This window comes from Pseudomonas sp. P1_C12 (genome assembly GCF_056406435.1).
This window is the reverse complement of record NZ_JBFUAE010000007.1, coordinates 238,759-261,448: the sequence shown is the minus strand read 5'-3', so window position 1 is coordinate 261,448 and position 22,690 is coordinate 238,759. Positions and strand designations below refer to the sequence as shown.

The 22,690-nt window shown below is 61.5% G+C and carries 15 protein-coding genes; 8 read left to right on the top strand and 7 right to left on the bottom strand.

Annotation, left to right across the window (positions count from 1 at the left end; all coding sequences use genetic code 11):
- The first annotated feature begins 233 nt into the window (after window positions 1-233).
- Window positions 234-1,688, top strand: coding sequence for a catalase (locus AC1D19_RS15200; protein WP_477763706.1), 1,455 nt, complete (start codon window positions 234-236; stop codon window positions 1,686-1,688).
- A gap of 149 nt (window positions 1,689-1,837) precedes the next feature.
- Window positions 1,838-2,302: a bacterioferritin gene (gene bfr, locus AC1D19_RS15195; RefSeq protein ID WP_008053867.1), complete on the top strand. Its 465-nt coding sequence runs from the start codon at window positions 1,838-1,840 to the stop codon at window positions 2,300-2,302.
- A 179-nt stretch (window positions 2,303-2,481) separates the two neighbouring features.
- Here bfr and uvrA read toward each other — a convergent pair whose 3' ends face one another.
- A complete protein-coding gene (gene uvrA, locus AC1D19_RS15190) occupies window positions 2,482-5,316 on the bottom strand; it encodes an excinuclease ABC subunit UvrA (protein ID WP_477760298.1) in 2,835 nt (944 codons plus the stop codon).
- Window positions 5,317-5,507: 191 nt separating this feature from the next.
- Here uvrA and AC1D19_RS15185 point away from each other — a divergent pair, with 191 nt between their 5' ends.
- Together AC1D19_RS15185 and AC1D19_RS15180 are read left to right on the top strand one after the other, a co-directional pair.
- A complete protein-coding gene (locus AC1D19_RS15185; RefSeq protein ID WP_477760297.1) occupies window positions 5,508-6,905 on the top strand; it encodes an MFS transporter in 1,398 nt (465 codons plus the stop codon).
- A 9-nt stretch (window positions 6,906-6,914) separates the two neighbouring features.
- Window positions 6,915-7,433 carry a single-stranded DNA-binding protein gene (locus tag AC1D19_RS15180; RefSeq protein WP_347909392.1) on the top strand — a complete coding sequence of 173 codons (519 nt, stop codon included), beginning with the start codon at window positions 6,915-6,917 and terminating at the stop codon, window positions 7,431-7,433.
- Window positions 7,434-7,524: 91 nt separating this feature from the next.
- Here AC1D19_RS15180 and AC1D19_RS15175 read toward each other — a convergent pair whose 3' ends face one another.
- The gene (locus AC1D19_RS15175) at window positions 7,525-8,073 is read right to left on the bottom strand and encodes a cysteine hydrolase family protein (protein WP_477756196.1); all 549 of its coding nucleotides are present in this window, start codon (window positions 8,071-8,073) and stop codon (window positions 7,525-7,527) included.
- A 102-nt stretch (window positions 8,074-8,175) separates the two neighbouring features.
- Between AC1D19_RS15175 and AC1D19_RS15170 the strand changes: the two genes are divergently transcribed.
- From AC1D19_RS15170 to AC1D19_RS15160, 3 genes are all read left to right on the top strand, one after another.
- On the top strand, window positions 8,176-9,168 hold the full coding sequence (locus tag AC1D19_RS15170; RefSeq protein ID WP_477763705.1) for a GlxA family transcriptional regulator: 993 nt from the start codon (window positions 8,176-8,178) through the stop codon (window positions 9,166-9,168).
- Between the two features lie 301 nt (window positions 9,169-9,469).
- Window positions 9,470-10,579 (top strand): DUF3182 family protein, encoded by a 1,110-nt coding sequence (locus tag AC1D19_RS15165; protein ID WP_477763704.1) that lies wholly within the window; start codon window positions 9,470-9,472, stop codon window positions 10,577-10,579.
- Window positions 10,569-11,327, top strand: a complete 759-nt coding sequence (locus AC1D19_RS15160) for an alpha/beta hydrolase family protein (RefSeq protein ID WP_477763703.1) — start codon at window positions 10,569-10,571, stop codon at window positions 11,325-11,327. The genes AC1D19_RS15165 and AC1D19_RS15160 overlap by 11 nt, the downstream gene beginning before the upstream one ends.
- 138 nt (window positions 11,328-11,465) lie before the next feature.
- Here the strand turns inward: AC1D19_RS15160 and AC1D19_RS15155 are convergent, their stop codons facing one another.
- From AC1D19_RS15155 to AC1D19_RS15140, 4 genes are all read right to left on the bottom strand, one after another.
- Window positions 11,466-12,452, bottom strand: a complete 987-nt coding sequence (locus AC1D19_RS15155; protein ID WP_477753641.1) for a lysylphosphatidylglycerol synthase domain-containing protein — start codon at window positions 12,450-12,452, stop codon at window positions 11,466-11,468.
- The gene (gene clsB / locus AC1D19_RS15150) at window positions 12,439-13,731 is read right to left on the bottom strand and encodes a cardiolipin synthase ClsB (protein ID WP_477753640.1); all 1,293 of its coding nucleotides are present in this window, start codon (window positions 13,729-13,731) and stop codon (window positions 12,439-12,441) included. The genes AC1D19_RS15155 and clsB overlap by 14 nt, the downstream gene beginning before the upstream one ends.
- Complete coding sequence (locus AC1D19_RS15145) at window positions 13,728-14,492, bottom strand: endonuclease/exonuclease/phosphatase family protein (RefSeq protein WP_477753643.1); 765 nt, start codon at window positions 14,490-14,492, stop codon at window positions 13,728-13,730. Before AC1D19_RS15145 ends, clsB begins: the two co-directional genes overlap by 4 nt.
- A gap of 180 nt (window positions 14,493-14,672) precedes the next feature.
- Window positions 14,673-15,884, bottom strand: coding sequence for an MFS transporter (locus AC1D19_RS15140; protein WP_477763702.1), 1,212 nt, complete (start codon window positions 15,882-15,884; stop codon window positions 14,673-14,675).
- A gap of 196 nt (window positions 15,885-16,080) precedes the next feature.
- Here AC1D19_RS15140 and AC1D19_RS15135 point away from each other — a divergent pair, with 196 nt between their 5' ends.
- On the top strand, window positions 16,081-18,201 hold the full coding sequence (locus AC1D19_RS15135) for a mechanosensitive ion channel family protein (RefSeq protein ID WP_477763701.1): 2,121 nt from the start codon (window positions 16,081-16,083) through the stop codon (window positions 18,199-18,201).
- 94 nt (window positions 18,202-18,295) lie between these two features.
- Here AC1D19_RS15135 and AC1D19_RS15130 read toward each other — a convergent pair whose 3' ends face one another.
- Entirely contained in the window at window positions 18,296-22,612 is a 4,317-nt protein-coding gene (locus tag AC1D19_RS15130; RefSeq protein WP_477763700.1) for a DEAD/DEAH box helicase, read from the bottom strand.
- Window positions 22,613-22,690: the final 78 nt, after the last annotated feature.

The following is a 22,690-nucleotide window of genomic DNA, read 5'->3' as shown; positions in this document are numbered from 1 at the left end:
CAGTCTGAAACAAAGAACCGGGCCTAGTGCCCGGTTTTTTGTGCCTGTAAGAAACGCGCCTTTTGTACAAGCGTTTCCTTCGTCTGTGTCGTCATCATGTGACGGGGATGATCATTAGTATTTTTCTATCGATGTCTGCAAGTTAATGAATTTGTAGGTGTCATATTGATGATCAATACTCCTTCTCAGCCGATTAGCCGGCAGTTCAAGACCGACAGAGGAAGGAAGATCGCATGAGCCAAAACACAACGCTTACCACCGCCAGTGGCGCTCCTGTTGCCGATAACCAGAATTCCCGTTCCGCCGGCCCTCGTGGCCCGCTGCTGCTCGACGACTTTCACCTGATCGAGAAGCTTGCCCACTTCAACCGTGAAAACATCCCTGAGCGCCGTGTACACGCCAAAGGCTCGGGTGCCTACGGTACGTTCACCGTGACGCGCGATATCACTCAATACACCAGTGCGAAGCTGTTTGAGGCAGTCGGCAAGCAAACCCCGACTTTCCTGCGGTTTTCCACCGTGGGTGGCGAGCGTGGTTCGGCCGATACCGAGCGTGATCCGCGCGGCTTTGCCTTGAAGTTTTACACCGAGGAAGGCAACTGGGACATCGTTGGCAACAACACCCCTGTGTTCTTCATTCGCGATCCACTGAAGTTTCCGGACTTTATCCACACCCAGAAGCGTTTGCCGCAAAGCAACCTGAAGAGTGTCCAGATGATGTGGGACTTCTGGTCGCATTCGCCCGAGGCGCTGCACCAGGTCACCATCCTGTTCTCCGACCGGGGTATTCCTGACGGATACCGCCACATGCACGGCTTTGGCAGCCACACTTATAGCCTCATCAACGCTCAAGGTGAGCGTCATTGGGTGAAGTGGCACTACAAGACCAAACAGGGGATCAAGAACCTTGCTCCTGCCGAGGCTGCGCGCCTTGCGGGTACTGATCCGGATTACGCCCAGCGCGACCTGTTCAATGCCATCGAGCAGGGTGATTTCCCGAAATGGCGCGTGTGCATTCAGATCATGAGCGAGGCTCAGGCGGCGGCGCACTACGAGAACCCGTTTGATGTCACCAAAACCTGGTCGCAGAAAGAGTTTCCACTGATTGAAGTTGGAGAACTTGAGCTCAATCGCAATCCGCAGAACTACTTCGCGGAAGTTGAGCAAGCCGCGTTCGGTCCCAGCAATATGGTCCCTGGTGTTGGTCTGTCGCCGGATCGTATGCTGCAAGGTCGGGTCTTCGCCTACGCGGACGCTCATCGCTACCGTGTCGGCACCAATCACCAGCAATTGCCAGTCAACGCTCCGCGGAGTCCGGTCAATACTTACCAGCGCGATGGCTCGATGGCTTTTGGCAGCAATGGTAGTGCGACACCGAACTACGAGCCGAACAGCTATGTCGAGTCGCCGAAGCAGGCGCCTCGTTACGCAGAGCCGGCATTGGCCCTCGGTGGTGCTGCCGATCGTTACGACCACCGTGAAGATACTGATTACTACAGTCACGCCGGCGCGTTGTTTCGCTTGATGTCTGAAGAGCAGAAATCACTGCTGGTCAGCAACATCGCCGGTGCGATGGCGGGGGTGTCGAGTGATGTGGTTGACCGTCAGTTGCAGCATTTCTACAAGGCTGACCCGGCGTATGGAGAAGCAATCGCAAAGCTGCTCAACGTACAGCTTAACGAAGTCTAAATGAGAAGCAGAACCGCCCTTGTTTGGGCGGTTTTTTGCGTTATTTCAGCCGCTTTTCTCAGAATATCTTCGCTTTTATTGCGTCTTGCGAGTGACGATAAGGGCATGTTGGTTCAAACTACAACTTTCAAGCAGGGAGATGTAGGGCGATGCAAGGCCACCCAGATGTGATCGATTACCTCAACACGTTGCTGACCGGCGAACTGGCCGCGCGTGATCAATATTTCGTCCACTCGCGGATGTATGAGGACTGGGGTTTCACCAAGCTCTACGAACGAATCAACCACGAGATGGAAGAGGAAGCAGGGCACGCTGATGCCCTGATGCGCCGGATTCTGATGCTCGAAGGCACGCCGCGCATGCGTCCGGACGATCTCGATGTCGGCACCACGGTGACCGAGATGCTCGAAGCGGATTTGCGCCTGGAATACAAGGTCCGTGCTGCGCTGTGCAAGGGCATCAAGCTCTGCGAGCAGCACAAGGACTATGTCAGCCGCGAAATGCTGCGGGTTCAATTGCATGACACCGAAGAAGATCACACCTACTGGCTCGAGAAGCAGTTGGGTCTGATCAAGTTGATCGGGCTTGAGAACTACCTGCAATCCCACACCTGATTGCATAGGGGAAGCCCCAGCGTCTTTTGTAGGAGCGAGCTTGCTCGCGAAAAATCTGAAGGCGCTGCGTTATCGTTTACGACCTTCGTCGGAACGCCGCCCGGAGCAAGCTCGCTCCTACAGATACAAAAAAGCCCCTGTCACTGATGAAGTGACAGGGGCTTTTTCATGGGTCCCGGTTAAGCCCTGTCACGCTCCAACAGCGGCTTGAGGTAGTAACCGGTATGGGATTGCTTCATCTCTGACACTTCCTCGGGCGTGCCGACGGCAATGATCTGCCCGCCCTTGGAACCACCCTCCGGACCCAGGTCCACCAGCCAGTCAGCGGTCTTGATCACGTCCAGGTTGTGTTCGATCACCACCACGGTGTTGCCGTGGTCGCGCAGGCGATGCAGCACGTCCAGCAGTTGCTGGATATCCGCGAAGTGCAGCCCGGTGGTCGGTTCATCGAGGATGTACAGGGTCTTGCCGGTATCACGCTTGGACAGCTCGCGGGACAGCTTCACCCGTTGGGCTTCACCGCCGGACAGCGTGGTCGCCGATTGCCCCAGCTTGATGTACGACAGACCGACGTCCATCAACGTTTGCAGCTTGCGCGCCAGGGCCGGTACGGCATCGAAGAACTCCCGTGCTTCCTCGATGGTCATCTCGAGGGTTTCGTGGATGCTCTTGCCCTTGTACTTGATCTCCAGGGTCTCGCGGTTGTAGCGCTTGCTCTTGCACACGTCGCACGGCACATAGATGTCCGGCAGGAAGTGCATCTCGACCTTGATCAGTCCGTCGCCTTGACATGCCTCGCAGCGGCCGCCCTTGACGTTGAAGGAGAAGCGCCCCGGCCCATAGCCCCGGGAGCGGGACTCCGGTACGCCGGCGAACAACTCGCGGATCGGTGTAAACAGCCCGGTGTAGGTCGCCGGGTTGGAGCGCGGTGTGCGACCGATAGGGCTCTGGTCGATGTCGACGACCTTGTCCAGGTGCTCCAGGCCCTTGATGCTGTCGTGGACGGCCGCTTCGAGGGTAGTGGCGCCATTCAGCGCCGTGGCGCTCAGCGGGAACAGGGTGTTGTTGATCAGCGTCGACTTGCCGGAGCCGGACACGCCGGTGACACAGGTCAGCAGGCCGATCGGAATCTCCAGGTCGACATTGCGCAGGTTGTTGCCGCGCGCGCCCTTGAGCGCCAGCGTCAGCTTCTTGTTGCGCGGTGTGCGTTTGGCCGGGACTTCGATCTTCACCCGGCCCGACAGGTATTTGCCCGTCAGTGAGTCCGGATGCGCCATGACCTCGGCCGGTGTGCCTTCGGCGACGATGTGCCCGCCGTGGACGCCAGCGCCCGGGCCGATGTCCACCACGTAGTCGGCCAGACGAATCGCGTCTTCGTCGTGCTCGACCACGATCACCGTGTTACCGATATCGCGCAGGTGCTTGAGGGTGCCCAGCAACCGGTCGTTGTCGCGCTGATGGAGGCCGATGGAGGGTTCGTCAAGGATGTACAGAACGCCCACCAGGCCGGCGCCAATCTGGCTGGCCAGACGAATACGCTGGGCCTCGCCACCGGACAAGGTGTCCGCGCTGCGATCCAGCGACAGATAGTCGAGGCCGACGTTGACCAGGAACTGCAGGCGTTCGCGGATTTCCTTGAGGATCTTGTCGGCAATTTCGCCACGCCGGCCGGTGAGCTTGAGCCCGCCAAAATAATCGGACGCATCGCCGATCGGCAGGTTGGTTACCGCCGGCAGGGTTTTCTCGCCGACCCACACGTGCCGCGCCTCACGCCGCAGGCGGGTGCCGCGGCAGTCCGGGCAGGACTGGGTGCTGAGGAACTTGGCCAGCTCTTCACGCACCGACGCGGATTCGGTTTCGCGGTAGCGTCGCTCCAGGTTCGGCACGATGCCTTCGAACGGATGCGAGCGTTTGACGATATCGCCACGGTCGTTCAGGTATTTGAAGTCGACGTTTTGCGAACCGCTGCCGTGCAGGATGAATTTCTGCTGATCGGCCGGCAGTTCGTTGAACGGTACTTCCAGGCTGAACTTGTAGTGCGAGGCCAGCGAGCCGAGCATCTGGAAGTAATAGACGTTGCGTCGATCCCAACCGCGAATCGCCCCTTCGGCCAGGGTCAGTTCGCCGTTGACCAGGCGCTTGATGTCGAAGAACTGCTTCACCCCCAAGCCATCGCAGGTCGGACATGCGCCGGCCGGGTTGTTGAAGGAGAACAGTTTTGGCTCAAGCTCGCTGATGGCGTGGCCACAAATCGGGCAGGCGAAGCGTGCGGAGAAGATCATCTCTTCACCCGGCTCGTCGTCCATCGGTGCCACCAGGGCGATGCCGTCCGCCAGTTTCAGCGCGGTCTCGAAGGATTCGGCCAGGCGTTGTTGCAGGTCGGCGCGAACCTTGAAGCGGTCGACCACGACATCGATGGTATGTTTTTTCTGCTTGTCGAGCTTGGGGGCTTCGTCCAGCTCATAGAGCTTGCCGTTGATTCGGGCGCGGACGAAGCCCTGTGCGCGCAGCTCTTCGAAAACCGACAGGTGCTCGCCTTTGCGCTCGCGGATGACCGGCGCCAGCAGCATCAGCTTGCTGCCCTCCGGTTCGGCGAGGACCAGATCGACCATCTGGCTGACGGTCTGCGCTTCCAGCGGGATGTCGTGATCCGGGCAACGGGGAATACCCACGCGAGCATATAGCAGGCGCAGGTAGTCGTAGATTTCGGTGATGGTGCCGACCGTCGAACGCGGGTTGTGCGAGGTGGACTTCTGCTCGATGGAGATCGCCGGCGACAGGCCTTCGATGGTGTCGACGTCGGGTTTTTCCATCATCGACAGGAACTGCCGGGCGTAGGCCGACAGCGATTCGACGTAGCGGCGCTGACCCTCGGCGTACAGGGTGTCGAAAGCCAGGGATGACTTGCCGGAGCCGGACAGGCCGGTGATGACGATCAGCTTGTCCCGTGGCAGGGTCAGGTCGATGTTCTTCAGGTTGTGGGTTCGAGCCCCACGAATCAGGATCTTGTCCAAGGTGGCCTCGCTTGGCGGGCGTCGAAAACGTAGGAGTATACGGCCAAATACTGGATGGATGCACACTATCAAACGAGAGGGTTACCGTCTTACATGAAGAGTGTGTCAGCAATGCGCGTCAAAGCGTCGCGATATACCCTGCCAATCGATGGGACTGGTAGAATCGCCGCCGGTTCACATGAGGTTTTTCCATGCACGATCCCCACAGCGAGCGCATGAGTGGCAGCGAGACCCGCGCAGCAAGCGGTCTGGCCCTGGTGTTCGCCTTCCGTATGCTTGGCATGTTCATGGTGTTGCCGGTACTGGCGACCTATGGGATGGATCTGGCCGGAGCCACGCCGGCCCTGATCGGTCTGGCGATTGGCGCTTATGGCCTGACCCAGGCAGTGTTCCAGATTCCTTTCGGTTTCATTTCCGACCGCATCGGTCGCCGCCCGGTGATTTACCTGGGCCTGATTGTGTTTGCCCTCGGCAGTCTGCTGGCAGCCAATGCCGACTCGATCTGGGGCGTGATTGCCGGCCGGATCCTGCAGGGCGCCGGGGCGATTTCCGCGGCGGTCATGGCCTTGCTGTCCGACCTGACCCGCGAGCAGCACCGGACCAAGGCCATGGCCATGATCGGCATGACCATCGGCCTGTCGTTTGCGGTGGCCATGGTGGTCGGCCCGCTGCTGACCCGCGCCTTCGGACTGTCCGGATTGTTCCTTGCCACCGGCGGTATGGCACTGTTCGGCATCGTGATCGTGATGTTCATGGTGCCGCGCTCCACCGGCCCGTTGCAGCATCGCGAGTCCGGTGTCGCGCGCCAGGCGCTGATACCGACCCTCAAGCATCCGGACCTGCTGCGCCTGGACCTGGGCATTTTTGTGTTGCACGCGATGTTGATGTCCAGCTTCGTCGCCTTGCCACTGGCGCTGGTCGAGAAGGCCGGGCTGCCCAAAGAGCAGCACTGGTGGGTGTACCTGACCGCGCTGCTGATTTCTTTCTTCGCCATGATCCCGTTCATTATCTACGGCGAGAAGAAACGCAAAATGAAACGAGTTTTACTCGGCTCCGTCGTGACGCTGATGCTCACTGAGCTATTCTTCTGGCAGTTCGGCGACAGCTTGCGGGCTCTGGTGATCGGTACGGTGGTGTTCTTCACCGCGTTCAATCTGCTGGAAGCTTCGTTGCCATCGCTGATCAGCAAGGTTTCACCGGCCGGCGGCAAGGGCACTGCGATGGGGGTTTATTCCACCAGCCAGTTCCTCGGGTCGGCATTGGGCGGCATTCTTGGCGGCTGGCTGTTCCAGCATGGCGGTCTGTCGGTTGTGTTCCTCGGATGCGCCGGTCTGGCTGCCCTCTGGCTGGCCTTTGCTGTTACCATGCGCGAACCTCCCTACGTCACGAGCCTGCGCTTGCCGTTGTCGCCCGAGGCGATCCGCGAAGCGGGTCTGGTCGAGCGCCTGAAGGCGGTCGTAGGGGTAACAGATGCAGTCATCGTCGCAGAAGAGGCGGCGATTTACATCAAACTGGACACCGAACTATTGGATCGCACCACCCTTGAGTGCCTGGTGAACAACCCGGCCGGGGCAGCGTGCGTAGCCTAGGAGAACGTTATGGCCCGTGGGGTTAACAAAGTCATATTGGTCGGCACTTGCGGCCAGGATCCCGAAGTTCGCTACTTGCCTAACGGTAACGCCGTGACCAACCTGAGTCTGGCGACCAGCGAACAGTGGACCGACAAGCAAACCGGTCAGAAAGTCGAAAAGACCGAATGGCACCGTGTGTCGATGTTCGGCAAAGTTGCGGAAATCGCAGGCGAATACCTGCGTAAAGGTTCGCAGGTGTACATCGAAGGCAAGCTGCAGACCCGCGAGTGGGAAAAAGACGGTATCAAGCGTTACACCACCGAAATCGTGGTCGACATGCAAGGCACCATGCAACTGCTGGGCGGCCGTCCACAGGGCGACCAGCAAGGCCAGGGCGGCGGTAACAACTACCAGCAACCCGCTCCGCGCCAGCAGGCTCCGCGTCCACAGCAGTCGGCGCCGCAACAGTCGCGCCCGGCTCCACAGCAGGCTGCTCCTCAGCCGGCCCCGGATTTCGACAGCTTTGATGACGATATCCCGTTCTAAAACAGTTACAAGCGGCAAGCTGACAAAACAAAACCCGCACTTCGGTCTGAAGTGCGGGGTTTTTTATGGGCGGTGAAATTTATTTGAAGACTCAGGCCGCGAGGAACTCGTTGGTCGACACCACACTGGCATACGCAAACGCCAGGGCCGCCATGAACGCCGCATGAACCTGCGCCGCCGGAACCGCCACGCCATTGAATTCCAGGTCGCGGGTGGCGCAGGCGTCGTGGATCACTGTCACCTTATAGCCAAAGTCCGCCGCCGCACGGGTGATGGCGTCCACACACATGTGGCTCATGCTGCCCACGACCACCAGCTCCTTGATGTCTTGCTCATCGAGGATCGATTTCAGCCCGGTTTCGCGGAACGAATTGACGAAGTGCTTGAGCACCAGCGGTTCGTCGGCACGGTTGAGCACTTTCGGGTGCAGCTTGGCGCCTTCGGAGTTCGGGGTGAAAAACGGTGCCTCTTCGGAGGTGAATTCGTGGCGGATGTGCACCACAGAATCACCGGCGTCGCGGAAGGTCTTGATCAGGCGTGCGGCGTTGTCGGCGGCGGCGTCGGCGCCGACCAGTGGCCACTTTCCTTGGGGGAAGTAGTCGTTCTGGATATCGACTACGATGAGCGCTTGCTTGGCCATGACTGTTTCCTCGAAGTGTGTGTTGGGTGTGGAATGAAGTATTGGCGCTGGCAGGCGGTCCGGGGATTGGCCGCACCGACAATAAGAGGGGGAAAACTGACAATGGATGCAGAAAGGGCAATCGCCGAGCTCGGTGTGTTGATCTATCCCGGCGCGCAGATGGCGGCGGTGCATGGCTTGACCGACCTGTTCGGGGTGGCCAACCGGATCGCCACCGAGCATCAGTCTGCGCAGTTGCCGCTGCTGCGGGTCAGCCATTGGCAGGTCGAGGGTGATCAGCCGCCAGTTCGGGTCTTCGACAGCCATCCCGGCCCGGAGCGCACCCTGGTGGCCGTGTTGATTCCGCCATCGATCGGCGGTTTTTCCGAAGGCCAGGCGCCACAGGGATTGATCCGCTGGTTGCGTGAGCAACATGCCAGCGGCGCGACACTGGGCGGTGTTTGCGTGGGCTCTATCCTGTTGGCTGAAAGCGGTCTGCTCGACGGTCGTAGCGCCACCACCCACTGGACCTCGGCCAAAGCCTTCGCCGAACGTTACCCGGCGATCAGGCTCAAGGCCGACACACCGATTGTCGATGACGGCGATCTGATTACCACCGCTGGGCTGATGGCCTGGTCCGAACTGGGTTTGCGGCTGGTCAACCGGTTGCTGGGACCGAGCATTGCCACCAATACCGCACGTTTTCTGGTGGTGGAGCACTGCGACAGCGCCAGCGAGTGCGGCAGTAATTTTGCGCCGATTCTCAGCCATGGCGATGCGGCGATCCTCAAGGTGCAACACTGGCTGCAAAGTACCGGGGCAACCGATGTGTCGCTGGCGGCGATGGCCGAAAAGGCAGGCCTGGAAGAGCGCACCTTCCTGCGACGCTTCCGCGCGGCCACCGGGCTCAAACCCACCGAATACTGCCAGCATCTGCGAGTCGGCAAGGCCCGGGAAATGCTTGAGTTCACCAACGGCACCATCGACCACATCGCCTGGACCGTCGGTTATCAGGACCCCGGGGCGTTTCGTGCGACGTTCAAGAAAATCACCGGGCTGGTGCCGAGTGATTATCGGTCGAGGTTTGGTGTGACGCCGGGTGCTGCTGTGTGGTAGTCGCTGTACTGCCAATAACCTGTAGGAGCGGGCTTGCCCGCGAACGCGGTGTGTCAGGCTACATCAATGTTGATGGTGTTGGCCTGATCGTCGGAACGCCGCCCGGAGCAGGCTCGCTCCCACAGAGAGTCGTGCAAAATGCCGGAATATCAAAGGGCGTCGTGCAGAATAAAACAGGCCCCATGCCATCACTTTTTGCGCAACGGGCTGATTTAAAACCCCCTTTTCCCGCACCGGGCCTTGGCCTGATCTCTGCACCCCTTCAGCTACATTCATCAAGCGTCGATTGAAAGGGGGATGCATGACCCCAACAAACCGCAGGAAACTGGTGGTCGCCCATTCGGTGCTCGCCGACGCGCCAGTGCACGAAGTTGAAACCAACCGTGCACTGGCCCGCTGGCTGGCGCAGATACTGGGGCTCAAGTACGGCGGCAGCTACGACCCGCAGTTGCATGACGGACGGGACCTCTACCTGTTGCCGACCCAGACCCTGGTGGGCGCTGCGGCTGCCCGGCAACTAGGGGTCAAGGGGCCGGAGGATTTTTGGGGCGGTTATGTCGACCACGACTTCATGTGCACCAAAGCCATCAGTCATGGATTGCTCAACCACCACGCCCATGCACCGCAAGGCTGGACACCATTGTTTTCCGAGCGGGTGCGCAGTGTCGTGCTCGACGGTCTCAGCGTGTTCTCGCTGGAGGATGCACGGCCAGCGGCGAAGCATCTGCTCTATACCGGCCCGATCCGCCTCAAGCCGATTCACGCCTGCGCCGGGCGGGGTCAGGAAGTGATCGACAGCCTCGACCGGTTCGACGAAATCCTCGCCCGGCCCGAAGCCAAAACGCTGTTCACGGAAGGCGTGGTGTTGGAGCAGGACCTGGATCAAGTGATCACCCACAGCGTCGGTCAGAGTTTCATCGGCGACAAGGTGCTGAGTTACTGCGGTGAACAATACTTGACCAAGGACGCAAGGGGCGAAGAGGTGTATGGCGGCTCGAACCTGTTGGTGGTGCAGGGCAGCTACGTCGATTTACTGAAGCTGGACCTGGCCGATGATGTGCGGGTGGCTATCAAGCAAGCGCAGGTGTTCGACAGCGCTGCGGATGAAGCCTATCCGCGTTTCTACGCGTCACGGCGCAACTACGACATCGCTCAGGGCATCGATAGCGACGGCAAACAGCGCAGTGGTGTGCTCGAACAGTCCTGGCGCATGGGCGGTGCCAGCAGTGCCGAGGTGGCGGCCTTGCAGCGTTTCGTCAACGATCCGGGGATGTGTGCGATTCGTGTGTCTTCGGTGGAAACCTACAGCGATCAGCCGCTGCCGGCGGACGCCATCGAGGTGTACCGCGGGCGGGCGCAGACCAGTGACTTTCTCCTCAAGTACGTGACGGTCAAATCCTATGACGGCTAGAAGCGAATCCATTCAGATCGACATCGACGACGAACAGATGAGTGGGACCTTCCTGAGCCCCAAATCGAAGGTCCCCGGCGTGCTCTTCGTGCACGGTTGGGGCGGCAGTCAGGAGCGGGACCTGGAGCGCGCCAAAGGCATCGCCGGGTTGGGCTGTGTCTGCCTGACCTTCGACCTGCGCGGGCACACCAGCGGCACCGGCATTCCATTGTCCCGGGTGACCCGCGAAGACAACCTGCGCGACCTGCTGGCAGCCTATGACCGATTGCTCGCGCACCCGGCTCTCGATACGTCGGCGATTGCGGTGGTCGGCACCAGTTACGGGGGGTATCTGGCCTCGATTCTGACCTCGCTCAGGCCAGTGCGCTGGCTGGCGCTACGGGTGCCGGCGTTGTATCGCGACGAGCAATGGCACACGCCGAAACGCGATCTGGACAAACTGGATCTGCGTGATTACCGAGGCACCCTGGTGCGTGCCGACAGCAACCGTGCCTTGCATGCTTGCTCGCAATTCACCGGGGACGTGCTTCTGGTGCAGTCCGAGACCGACGAATACGTGCCCCACGCGACGATCATGAGCTATCGGGCAGCCTGTCAGCAGACGCACTCGCTGACTCACCGCATCATCGACGGTGCCGACCATGCGCTGAACGACCCGGTTTCGCAGCAGGCCTACACCTCGATCCTCGTCGGCTGGATTACCGAGATGGTGGTGGGGGAGCGGTTGAGCATTATTCAATCATCTTGAAATTTGCGGTGATCTTGCTACCAATCGCGAGCAGGCTCGCTCCCACAGTAGTTCAGTGGTGAATACAGTTTTTGTGGAACTCCTGAGATCCAATGTGGGAGCGAGCCTGCTCGCGATAGCGTCCTCACAACCACCCCGTCACTTGGGTTTTTTCTCGATCCGCAACGCCTTGGCCTTGGCCTCCACCAGCAAATACATCACCACGGTAATCAACAGCGGCAAAATGAAATAAATCGCCCGATAGGCCAGCAGTCCCGCCACCAGGCTGCCCCGTGAAACCTCGTGTTGCAGCAGCGCCACGAACACCGCCTCGAGCACGCCGAGCCCGGCCGGGATGTGGGTAATGACTCCGGCGATGGCGCTGATCAACAACACGCCAAGTACCAATGGATAGTCCAGTTTGCTCGGCAGCAAGGTGAAAATCACCGCCGCCATCAGCGACCAGTTCAGAGCCCCGAGGGTCAGTTGCAGCACCGCCATGCGCAGCGACGGCAGATCAATTTCCACGCCGCGAGTCGCCCACTCCCGACGTTTGGCAAACCGGCACGCCGCCAGGTACCCGGCGCTCAGCAGCAATAACAAACCCCCCACGCCTTGCAGCGCACTACTGCTGAGTTTCCAGCCCGGTGGCATGTGCACCAGCCCGCTGCTGAACACGGCGCCGGCAATTATCATGTAGCCGAACCAGTTGGTCGCCAGGCTCAGGCCAAGGATTTTCGCGATGTTGCTCTTGCTCACCCCGAGCCGCGAATACAACCGGTAACGCATGGCGATGCCGCCGACCCATGCGCTCAGATTCAGGTTGAAGGCGTAGCTGATGATCCCCACGGGCAGGATCTGCTTCCAGGTCAGGTTCTGGCGGATGTAGGTGCGACCAATCAGGTCGAAGCAGGCGTACACCAGAAAACTCACCAGGGTCAGCCCCGAAGCAATGATCAACGTGCGCACCTTGAAATCGGCCAGGTTATCGAACACTTCGTTCCACTCGATGCGCTGGGCGAGCGTCGTGAACAGCACGATCAGCATCAGGAAAAACAGCATCGTCAGCGGTCGTTTCCAGCGACGCCAATGGGACTTGCCGGAGCTTTTGCCCTGAGAGGCCGGGTGGGTCTCAGCGCGGTTCATGGTCAGCGCTTCCGGTTGGCGGGTGGAAGGGTTTCAGGCGAGGTTTATGCGCCGGCAACCAACCGGCCCATGCCGGGAAATGCCGCAGGAAGTGAAACACCAGAAAACCGATGGTCATGTGCCAGACACGCCCGCGTGGCGCGATGTCGGGAGACATGGCCTTGCAATGGTTATCGCTGAGGTCTTCCAGGCGATCGAACAGATGACGATTGAAGGCCTGGTCGCGGATCAGCACGTTGGCTTCCAGATTCATCGACAGGCTCAACGGGTCGAGGTTGCTGGAGCCAACGGTGCTCCAGTCCTCGTCCACCAAGGCGACCTTGCCGTGCAGCGGGCGGTCGCAATATTCGTAGATCTTCACCCCGGACTTGAGCAGGTAGTCATAGGTCATGCGCGCGGCGAGCCTGGCCACCCGCATGTCTGGCTGGCCCTGCAGGATCAGCCGCACATCCACGCCTCGGCGGGCCGCGTTGCGGATCTCGCGCAGCAAGCGGAAACCGGGAAAGAAGTAGGCGTTGGCGATCACCACTCGGCGCTGCGCCTGGCGCAACACCAGGCGGTAAACCTCCTCGATGTCGGTCGGGTGTTCACCGTTGTCGCGGTACACCAGCCGCACCTGGCCGTCGTGATCGCTGAAGGCGAGTTCCGAACGCCGCAGCCGACGGCGTTGCCACCAGTATTTGGCGTGCACCGGGCGACCGCATTGCAGCAGGGCGAAGTGATGGATATCGGCCACTGCCGGACCCTCAATTTCTACCGAATAATCCTGTTTGGCCTCGGGGCCGAAGTCGACCAGATGATCGGCGGAAAAGTTGATCCCGCCGACGAACGCGACGGTGCCATCCACCACCACAATCTTGCGGTGCAGGCGCCGGAACCAGTTGGTGCGGATGCCCAGGCGTTTCGGTGCCGGGTCGAATATTTGCAGTTGCACCCCGGCCGCGGTCAGTGCGGTGAGGAACCCGGTACTCAGCTCGCCGCAGCCAAAGCCGTCGAGGCTGACGGTGGTGCGTACGCCGCGCTGAGCGGCTTCGATCAGGATCTGTTGCAGCTCATTGCCAACCTTGTCCTCGAACAGGATGAAGGTTTCCAGCAGTATTTCACTTTGCGCCCGGCGCAAGGCTTCAAATACCCGGGGAAAGTACGCCTCGCCGTTTTCCAGCAACTCGACGCGATTGCTGCCTTGCCAGCCGTATTCGACATCGACTGCTGTCGGCTCGCGGATCGATGGGGCGGGAATGTCTGCCAGCGTGTTTTTTTCCATCGATTGGCTGCTCATAGCTCGATTTCCACCGACAGCGGGGCGTGGTCGGAAAGATGCGACCAGGGCCGGGTGGTCAGCACTTGCGGATGGCTGGCCTTGAGGTTGCGCACGTAGATGCGGTCCAGGCGCAATGCCGGCAAGCGCGCGGGGAAACTGCGCGCCGGTTTGCCATGCAGCGCGGCGAAGACTTCATGCAGACCGCTGGGCTTGAGAAACGCATCGGCGCGCTGGCGCCAGTCGTTGAAGTCCCCGGCGACAATCACCGGGGCGTCGCCGGGCAGGGCGTCCAGGCGCTGGGTGAGCAGCTTCAGTTGCGCGGTGCGATGGGTTTCGCGCAGCCCCAGATGAACGCAAATGGCATGCACCTCCTGGCCGTCGCCGGGCAAACGCAACACGCAATGCAAGAGCCCGCGGTTCTCGTGGCCGCTGATGGATACGTCGAGGTTGTCGTGGCGGATGATCTGGAACTTCGACAACAGCGCATTGCCGTGATCGCCCGCCGGATACACCGCATTGCGGCCATAGGCGAACTGCGGCCACAGGCTGTCGGCAAGGAATTCGTATTGCGGCATCGCCGGCCAGTTGGTGTAGCGCCGGGGATGCTGTTCGTGGGTGCCGTGGACTTCCTGCAAAAACACCACATCGGCAGACACACTGCGCACCGCTTCACGCAGTTCCGGCAGGATGAAGCGCCGGTTGAGCGCGGTGAAACCTTTATGGGTGTTGACCGTCAGTACCGTGAAACGACAAGTGACGGACGAACCCTGTACCCGCATGTCGGTTGCGTTTGAGTGTGCGGGAATATCGGTGTGATTCGCTGTCATGTCGCCTCCCGCCTGACGGCTCCTGTCCTTGGATGACTCTGGGGCGGCGGCGAAAGTTTCGATGGGGCTACGGACGGTACCGAATGGCGGTGACGAGTGGCATGGTGAAGACAGTTGCTCCCACCGGGTCCCTCAGTGACCAGCAACTATCCGGGTCGTCCCTTCTGCCGGTTCGGCATAGACCGGGCCGAGGCGATCAAGACGTCCACTCCACGCGGTCAATGCCAGCGCCAGCAACACCACCAGACCGCCGATCCACGCGGTGTGAATCAACCCCATGTGGGCGACGATCAGGCCACCGCCCCACGCGCCACCGGCAATGCCGAGGTTGAATGCCGCGATGTTCAGGCCGGATGCCACGTCCACCGCCTGCGGGGTGTGATGCTCAGCCTGACGTACCACATACACCTGCAACCCCGGCACATTGCCAAATGCCACGGCGCCCCACACCAGCACGGTAGCCAGCGCCAGCCAAGGATTGCCGGCCGTGAAGGTCAGCACGAACAGCACGGCGGCGAGCAGGGCGAAGATGATTTTCAGGGCGCTGATCGGGCCGCGCTGGTCCGCCAGTTTGCCGCCCCAGATGTTGCCGACGGCCACGGAGATGCCGTAGACCAGCAACACCAGGCTGACGGTGCTGGCGCTGAAGCCGGAGAGGTCCTGAAGAATCGGCGCGAGGAAGGTAAAGGCGATGAACGAACCGCCGTAGCCGACGGCTGTCATGGCATACACCAGCAACAGGCGCGGTTGCTTGAGCACCTGCAATTGCTGCAACAACGACGCGGGTTTGGTGTGGGCGATAGTGTTCGGTACGTAGAGCAGGCTGCCGATGAAGGCGATCACGCCCAGTGCCGAAACGGCGAGGAAGGTTTCACGCCAGCCGAAATGCTGGCCGATGAATGTCCCCAGCGGCACGCCGGTGACCAGCGCCACGGTCAGGCCGGTGAACATGATGGCGATCGCGCTGGCGGCTTTTTCCTTCGGCACTAGACTGGTGGCGATGGTCGAACCGATCGAGAAAAACACCCCGTGGGCCAGGCCGGTGACGATCCGGGCGAGGATCAACGACTCGTAGCCCGGTGCTTGCCAGGCCAGCAGGTTGCCGAGGGTGAACAGCACCATCAGCGACAACAGCAGCAATTTGCGTGGAACCTTGCCGGTGAGGGCGGTCAGCACCGGGGCGCCGACGGCAACGCCCAGGGCATACAGGCTGACCAGCAGGCCGGCGGACGGCAGGCTGATGCCGAGGTCGGCGCCAATGGTGGGTAACAGGCCAACGATGACGAACTCGGTCGTCCCGATGGCAAAGGCGCTGAGGGTCAGCGCGAGCAGGGCAATGGGCATGGCTGCAACTCCGGAGGTTGATTCGATGGAGCGCAGTGTCGGGGTTCGGGTTGTGCGGAAAAATACAGGGACGGACATTTGATATTTGCGTGCAGATCAAATATCGCTGTCCTGCTATCTGCGGGCAATGTCCGAACTTGCCCGGCATTTCTCGATCAGTTCCTTACACACACACACAGCCAAAGGAGTGGGTGCTTTGATCAGGCTCAAGACCGCGATACTGCTGGGCGCGTTGCTGTTGCTGGGCAGCGAGCAACTGGAAGCCGCCGCGATACCGGGGCTGCCGGCCACCGCGACGCCGCTGGCGCACCCCGAACCCTTGGTGCAAGGCGGATTACTGGGGGCCATCAGTACAAGCATCGACGAGGTCCAGACCAAACTCGATCTCAACGAGAACCTGGTCGACGCCTGGCGCCTGCGTGCCGATCTCGCGGCCGATGAAGTGGATCAGTTGGTCAATCAGCCATCGGCGCGTTCGCCCTGGAGCGTCGCCGGCGATTTCCTGCTGCTGACCTGCGTGTGGACGGTGGTGTTTGCCTGTCTTTGGCTGCTTGGGCGGATGGCCGCCAGGCGCCTGTGCGAGCATCGTCTGCTGCTCAGTCGTGAACGGGGCCAGGCGTTGCTCGGTTACGTGCTGCCCTACACCCTTCCGGCGGTGGTCAGCCTGCCCCTGACGATTTATGCCAGCCAGTTTTTGCCGATATCGGCGGGTCGGGTGCTGGCGCTGTGTCTGGCTTATGCCGCTAGCGCGGGGATATTTGCCGCGTCATTGGTGCTGTCGCTGGTGGTGGTGTTCAATGCCGGCCACAAGCGGCGGGCGGTGCAGATCATTCGCGAGAAGAGTCCCCGGCCGTTATTCGGTATCGGCTTTCTGGTGGCATTGAGCGATGCCCTGACCAGCCCGCAGATCGCCCATCAACTGGGCAACAATCTCACCAGCAGCATCGCCGTGTTCACCGGGTTGGCAGCGTCGGTTTCCTTCGGCTTGCTGGTGATCCGCATGCGTCGCCCGGTCGCCCATGTGATCCGTATTTTGCCGCTGGCTCAGCGCCTCAGGCAGCCGGCGTTGCGTGAAACCCTGCGGATATTTTCCGGGCTCTGGTATTGGCCGATTCTGTTGATGGTACTGGTTTCGATCATCAACCTGATCGGCGCCGGGGCGGACAACCAGAGAGTGCTGCGCAGCGCCTTGTTCACCACGGTGTTGCTGATTGCCACGGTGTTTCTCAGCACCACGCTGCACCATTTGTTCAAGGCCCGCAGCGAAGCGGACCTGCGCCGCAGCAGCGCCTACAAGGAACGCTTTCTCAATCTGTCCCACGCCTTGCTGCGCATCGGCATGGCCATCGTGTTCATCGATATCCTCGGACGGGTCTGGGGCGTGTCGCTGTTCGAATTCGCGGTGAGCAATGCCGTGGGCCGGGCGATCAGTGATTCCCTGAGCCACATCGGCCTGATCCTGCTGGTGACCTGGATGGTCTGGGTAGTGCTCGACACGGCGATTCAGGAAGCCCTGAAGCCACCGACCAACAAGCGTTCGGAGCGCCAGCCGAGTACGCGGGTGAAAACCATCCTGCCGCTGCTGCGCAACGCGATCAAAATCATCCTGGTGGTGATTTGCGCGATCACCACCATGGCCAACCTGGGAATCAACGTCGCGCCTTTCCTGGCCGGTGCCGGGGTGATCGGCCTGGCGATCGGTTTCGGTTCCCAACAACTGGTGCAGGACGTGATTACCGGGCTGTTCATCATCATCGAAGATACCCTGTCCATCGGCGACTGGGTGGTGCTCGATTCCGGACATGCCGGCACGGTCGAAGGTCTGACCATCCGCACCTTGCGCTTGCGCGACGGCAAAGGCTTCGTGCACTCGGTGCCGTTCGGGCAGATCAAGGCCGTGACCAACCAATCGCGGCAATTCGCCTATGCGTTTTTCTCGGTGCAATTCACCTACGACACTGATGTCGACAAGGCCATTGAACTGATCCGCGAGGCCGGGCATTCCATCAGCAACGACCCATTCCTGCGCTACAACCTGCAAGGGCCGCTGGATGTGTTTGGTGTCGACAGGATGGACCTCAATGGAGTGGTGCTGACCGCGCAATTCCGCACGGTGTCCGGTGGCCAATACGCGGTGAGCCGGGCATTCAACCAGCGTTTGAAAAAGCTTGTGGATAACTGCTCGTGGGTGCATTTCGCGCAGACTTATCCACAGCAGGCGCTGGTGCCGCGGCATCCAGTCGAGCCACCACCCGAGGCAGGACATGAGCCGGATCATTCGGCGGTGCTGATGCCGGATCGGCCGCGGTCTCAATAGCAACACCTTTGTAGGAGCTGGCTTGCCAGCGAAGGCGCATGGTCAGGCAACATTAATGTTGAACCTGAAGGCCTCTTCGCTGGCAAGCCAGCTCCTACAGATAACTGTGTTGAATCAGCTTTTTATGTATTTCAGCGCCCATCTGCTGATCCAGTTCCACCCAGGATTGCTGCTTGCCGGCAATCTCGGCAGCAACCGGCAAACCATCGCGATACACCAGTCGATTGCTCGCCAGTGCCGGGACTTTCGCGCCGGGCAACAGCGTGCCGGCGAGGTTCAACGGATCAACCCCGCACACCGCGACCAGACTGCCGTCATGGGGCCGACGCCGGACTTCGCGCAGCAATGGAATCGCCTCGGGCAACGCAAACTGCTCGCCCGCCAGGCCACTGACAAACCGCCCGCCGCGAATCTCGCCGCGAGCCTCCAGGCGATGGAAAGTACGCAGCAGTTCGCGCCAGCTCGGCAACCAGTCCGCCTCACGTTCCAGCAAGCGCCAGAACACCACACCGTAGCGGCGCAGCAAGGTCATGGCGATGTGTTCAAGGGTTTCGGCAGGCGTCCGCTGGTTTTCCACCACCGGCGCGGCAGGTTCGCGTCGCAACAGGGCCCAGCGCCCGGCGTCGTCCATGCCACCGATAAATGCCCCGCGCCCACGCCGACTGTTGCGCGGCTGGCGCTTGCTGACCGGGGTGATCAGTGCGCGCAATCCGGCGAAGCTGTCGGCATTCACCAACCCCGCGCCCACCAGTTCCTGCAGGGCGATCTCCAGCTCCGAACGCAGCAGGTGGGCCTCATGGATCAGCTCATCGAAAAACAGCGCGCCATGCTGGCTGAGGGCGGCGTGGACCTTTTGCGTTTTCGGCGACAGTTCGCTGACCGGCGTCTGTTCGGTCAAGCCGCTCCAGAGTCCGACCCGGTTGCGCGGCAGCAACACGATCGGCGTGCTGCGCAGGGCGGTGCTGGCGCTTTTGTTGTGCGCAGTCAGGCGCGTCCACACCAGTCTGCCGCTGCGGCACAGATCATCGAGCCAAGTCGCCGAGTAGTCCTTGATCCGCGCCGGCAGGATGTCGCTGTCCCAGGCTGAAGCGGCGGCGGGGTAGCCTTCGAACTGCGCAACGACGGCTGGCAAAACCGCCGCGCCCCGGCCCTGGCTCGCGGCCGACACATGCTGCCAGTCGAACAGGAATCGCATGAAATCCTGCAACGCCACTGGTTCGATTTCCCGGCGCAGGCGCTTGACCGTGTAGCGATGAATCCGCGCCAGCAAATGCCGCTCGCACCATTCTTCCTCAGCGGTGCCCGGGGTGAAGCGACCGCGCAGCACGTAGCCTTCGCGCTCCAGTTGCGCCAGGGCTTGATTCACTTGCGTAGCGGGCAAGCCGAGCGGTTCGGCAATGCGATCGAGCGCAAGAGGTCCGAAGGCACTGAGCCGCACGCGGATCAGTTCGAGGATGGCGTCGTCGGGTTCCCAGACCTCGTCGAAGTCCGGCAGCGCTTGCAGCGATGGCGTCAAATCGGCCTGTGGATAAATCGCCCGCAGGCAGGTCAGGCGCTCCAGTGCCAGCCACAACGATTGCCCGGCGTTGATCTGCAAACGGCTCGCGCGTCCGCTGTCGGCCAGGGTCGTGAGCCAATCGAGCCACTGTGGATTGGCGTCGGCTTCGGTATCGGTGATGCACGCCAGGCTCATCAAGGCCTCGTGCATTTCATCGATACCGGAGGGCGTCGGCCAGGCTTCGTCGCGCACGGCGGCAATCGCTTCGGCGTCCAGCGCGCCGAGATCGTCGGTGGATTGTGGGTCGCTCCAGCGGCGGTTGAGTACGGCTTGGGTGCGGCGTTCTTCCAGTGGCGCATCGTCGAGAAAGGTATAGGGCCGGGCGCTGAGAATCTCCGCCGCCAGTGGCGAAGGTGCCGGCAAATCGCGGCTGATCAGGCGAATGTCGCCGCGTTCCATGCGCCGCAAAAGTGCCAGCCAACCTTCAGTGTCCATGGCTTCGTGCAGGCAATCGTCGAGGGTTTGCTCCACCAGCGGATGGTCGGGAATCTCCCGTTCGCCGGCGAGGTTTTCCACGCAGGCGATCTGGTCGGGAAACACGCTGGCGATCAGGTCTTCGCTTTTCATTCGCTGGATCTGCGGCGGGACTTTGCGCCCGCCGCTGTAGCGCGGCAGCGCCAGGGCCACCCCGGCGTTCCAGCGCCAGCGCACACCGAACAGCGGCGCGTCGAGCACGGCCTGGATCAGGATGTGTTCGGCACTGTTGCTGTGCATGTAACGCCAGACGTCGTCCAGTTCAAAACTGTGGCTGGTGGACAGCGACAGCACGATGGCGTCTTCGCTGGCGGCGGCCTGCAATTCGAAGTTGAAGGTGCGACAGAAACGCTTGCGCAGGGCCAGGCCCCAGGCGCGGTTGATGCGGCTGCCGAACGGCGTGTGAATGACCAGTTGCGTGCCGCCGGACTCGTCGAAAAAACGTTCCATCAGTAGCGTGTCTTGGGATGGCAGGGCCCCCAACGCCTGTCGCGCACGGGCCAGGTAGTCCACCAGTTGATCAGCGCTGGCGAGGTTCAAGCCCAAGGTCTCGGTCAGCCAGTCGAGCGCTGGCTGCAAGTTGCCTGGCGCAGCCCCCAGCAGGTCGTCGAGTTGTGCCTGCAAGCGCGCCACCGCCGCGGACAGTTCGGCGCTGCGCCCCGGTGCTTCACCGAGCCAGAACGGAATGGTCGGCGGCTGGCCTTGGGCATCCTCGACCCGCACCTTGCCGGTTTCCACGCGCAGGATCCGATAGGACGTATTGCCCAACTGGAAGACATCCCCGGCGATGCTTTCCACCGCGAAGTCTTCGTTGACGCTGCCGATGTTCAGCCCTTGAGGCTCCAGCAGCACGCTGTAGTCGGCGTTGTCCGGAATGGTCCCGCCACTGGTCACCGCTGTCAGTTTTGCGCCACGGCGACCGCGCAGGGTGCGGCTCACGGCGTCGCGGTGCAGGTAGGCACTGCGGACGCTCTGACGCCTGTTGTAGCCCTCGGCGAGCATGTGCAGCAGCGCCTGGTAGTGTTTGTCGTCGAGTGCGGCGTAGGGCGAGGCGCGACGCAGCATCTCCAGCAACGCCTGCTCCGGCCACTCCTGGCAACTGACCTCGGCGATGATCTGCTGCGCCAGCACGTCCAGCGGCGCTTGCGGGATCAGCAAGGTATCCAGTTCTCCCCGGCGCACGCAGTCGAGCAGCGCGGCGCATTCGATCAGGTCGTCGCGGGTGGTGGCAAACAAACGGCCCTTGGGCGTGCCGCCGACCTGGTGCCCTGAACGGCCGACCCGCTGCAGAAACCCGGCAATCGAACGCGGCGAGGCGATCTGGCACACCAGGTCGACGTCGCCGATGTCGATCCCCAGTTCCAGCGATGCCGTGGCGATCAGCACTTGCAGGTCGCCGCGCTTGAGACGCTGTTCGGCGTCCAGGCGAAATTCCTTGGCCAGGCTGCCGTGGTGGGCCGCCACGGCATCCTTGCCCAGGCGCTCGCTCAGGTGCCGGCTGAGGCGTTCGGCCAGGCGCCGGGTGTTGACGAAAATCAGCGTCGTCCGGTGTTCCCGGGCGAGGGCGGCGAGGCGGTCGTATACCAATTCCCAGACATCGTTGGCCATCACCGCCGATAGCGGCACGGGCGGCACTTCGATATCCAGATCGCGGGGGCGGGCGTGGCCGATGTCGACGATCTCGCACGGGCGGTCGCGACCCACCAGGAAGCGCGAGACGGCTTCGACGGGTTTTTGCGTGGCTGACAGACCGATGCGCAGCAACGGCTCAGCGCAGAGTGCTTGCAGGCGTTCGAGGCTCAGGGTCAGATGACTGCCGCGTTTGCTGGCGGCCATGGCGTGGATCTCGTCGATGATCACCGTTTGTGTCGTGCCAAGCATCTGCCGACCGGAATCGGAACCGAGCAGCACGTACAGGGACTCCGGTGTGGTCACCAGAATATGCGGCGCTGTCTTGCGCATCGCCGAGCGGTCTTTTTGCGGTGTGTCGCCGGTGCGCACGGCGGTGGTGATCTGCAATTCGGGCAGGCCCATCACGCGCAATTGTTCGGTAATGCCGGCCAGCGGGTTTTGCAGGTTGATCTGGATGTCGTTGGACAGCGCCTTGAGCGGCGAGACGTAGACCACCAGGGTGGCGTCGGGCAAGCCTTCGGGGCTTTCCAGGCCACGGTGCACCAGGTCGTCGATGACGGCGAGAAAGGCGGTGAGGGTCTTGCCGGAGCCGGTGGGCGCGGCGACCAGGGTCGAACGGCGCTGGCGGATCGACGGCCACGCCCGGGCCTGGGCGGCGGTGACCGCTGCGAATGTGTGACTGAACCAGGCGCTGACTGCGGGATGAAAGCCGCTCAGGGCACTGTCTGCAGGAATGGGCAGGTTCATGCAGCAAGTTATGCGGGTGGGTGGCCGAAGATGCAAGTACCACTCAAGATCTTCACCGCCTTCCAGGGCCTCATCGCG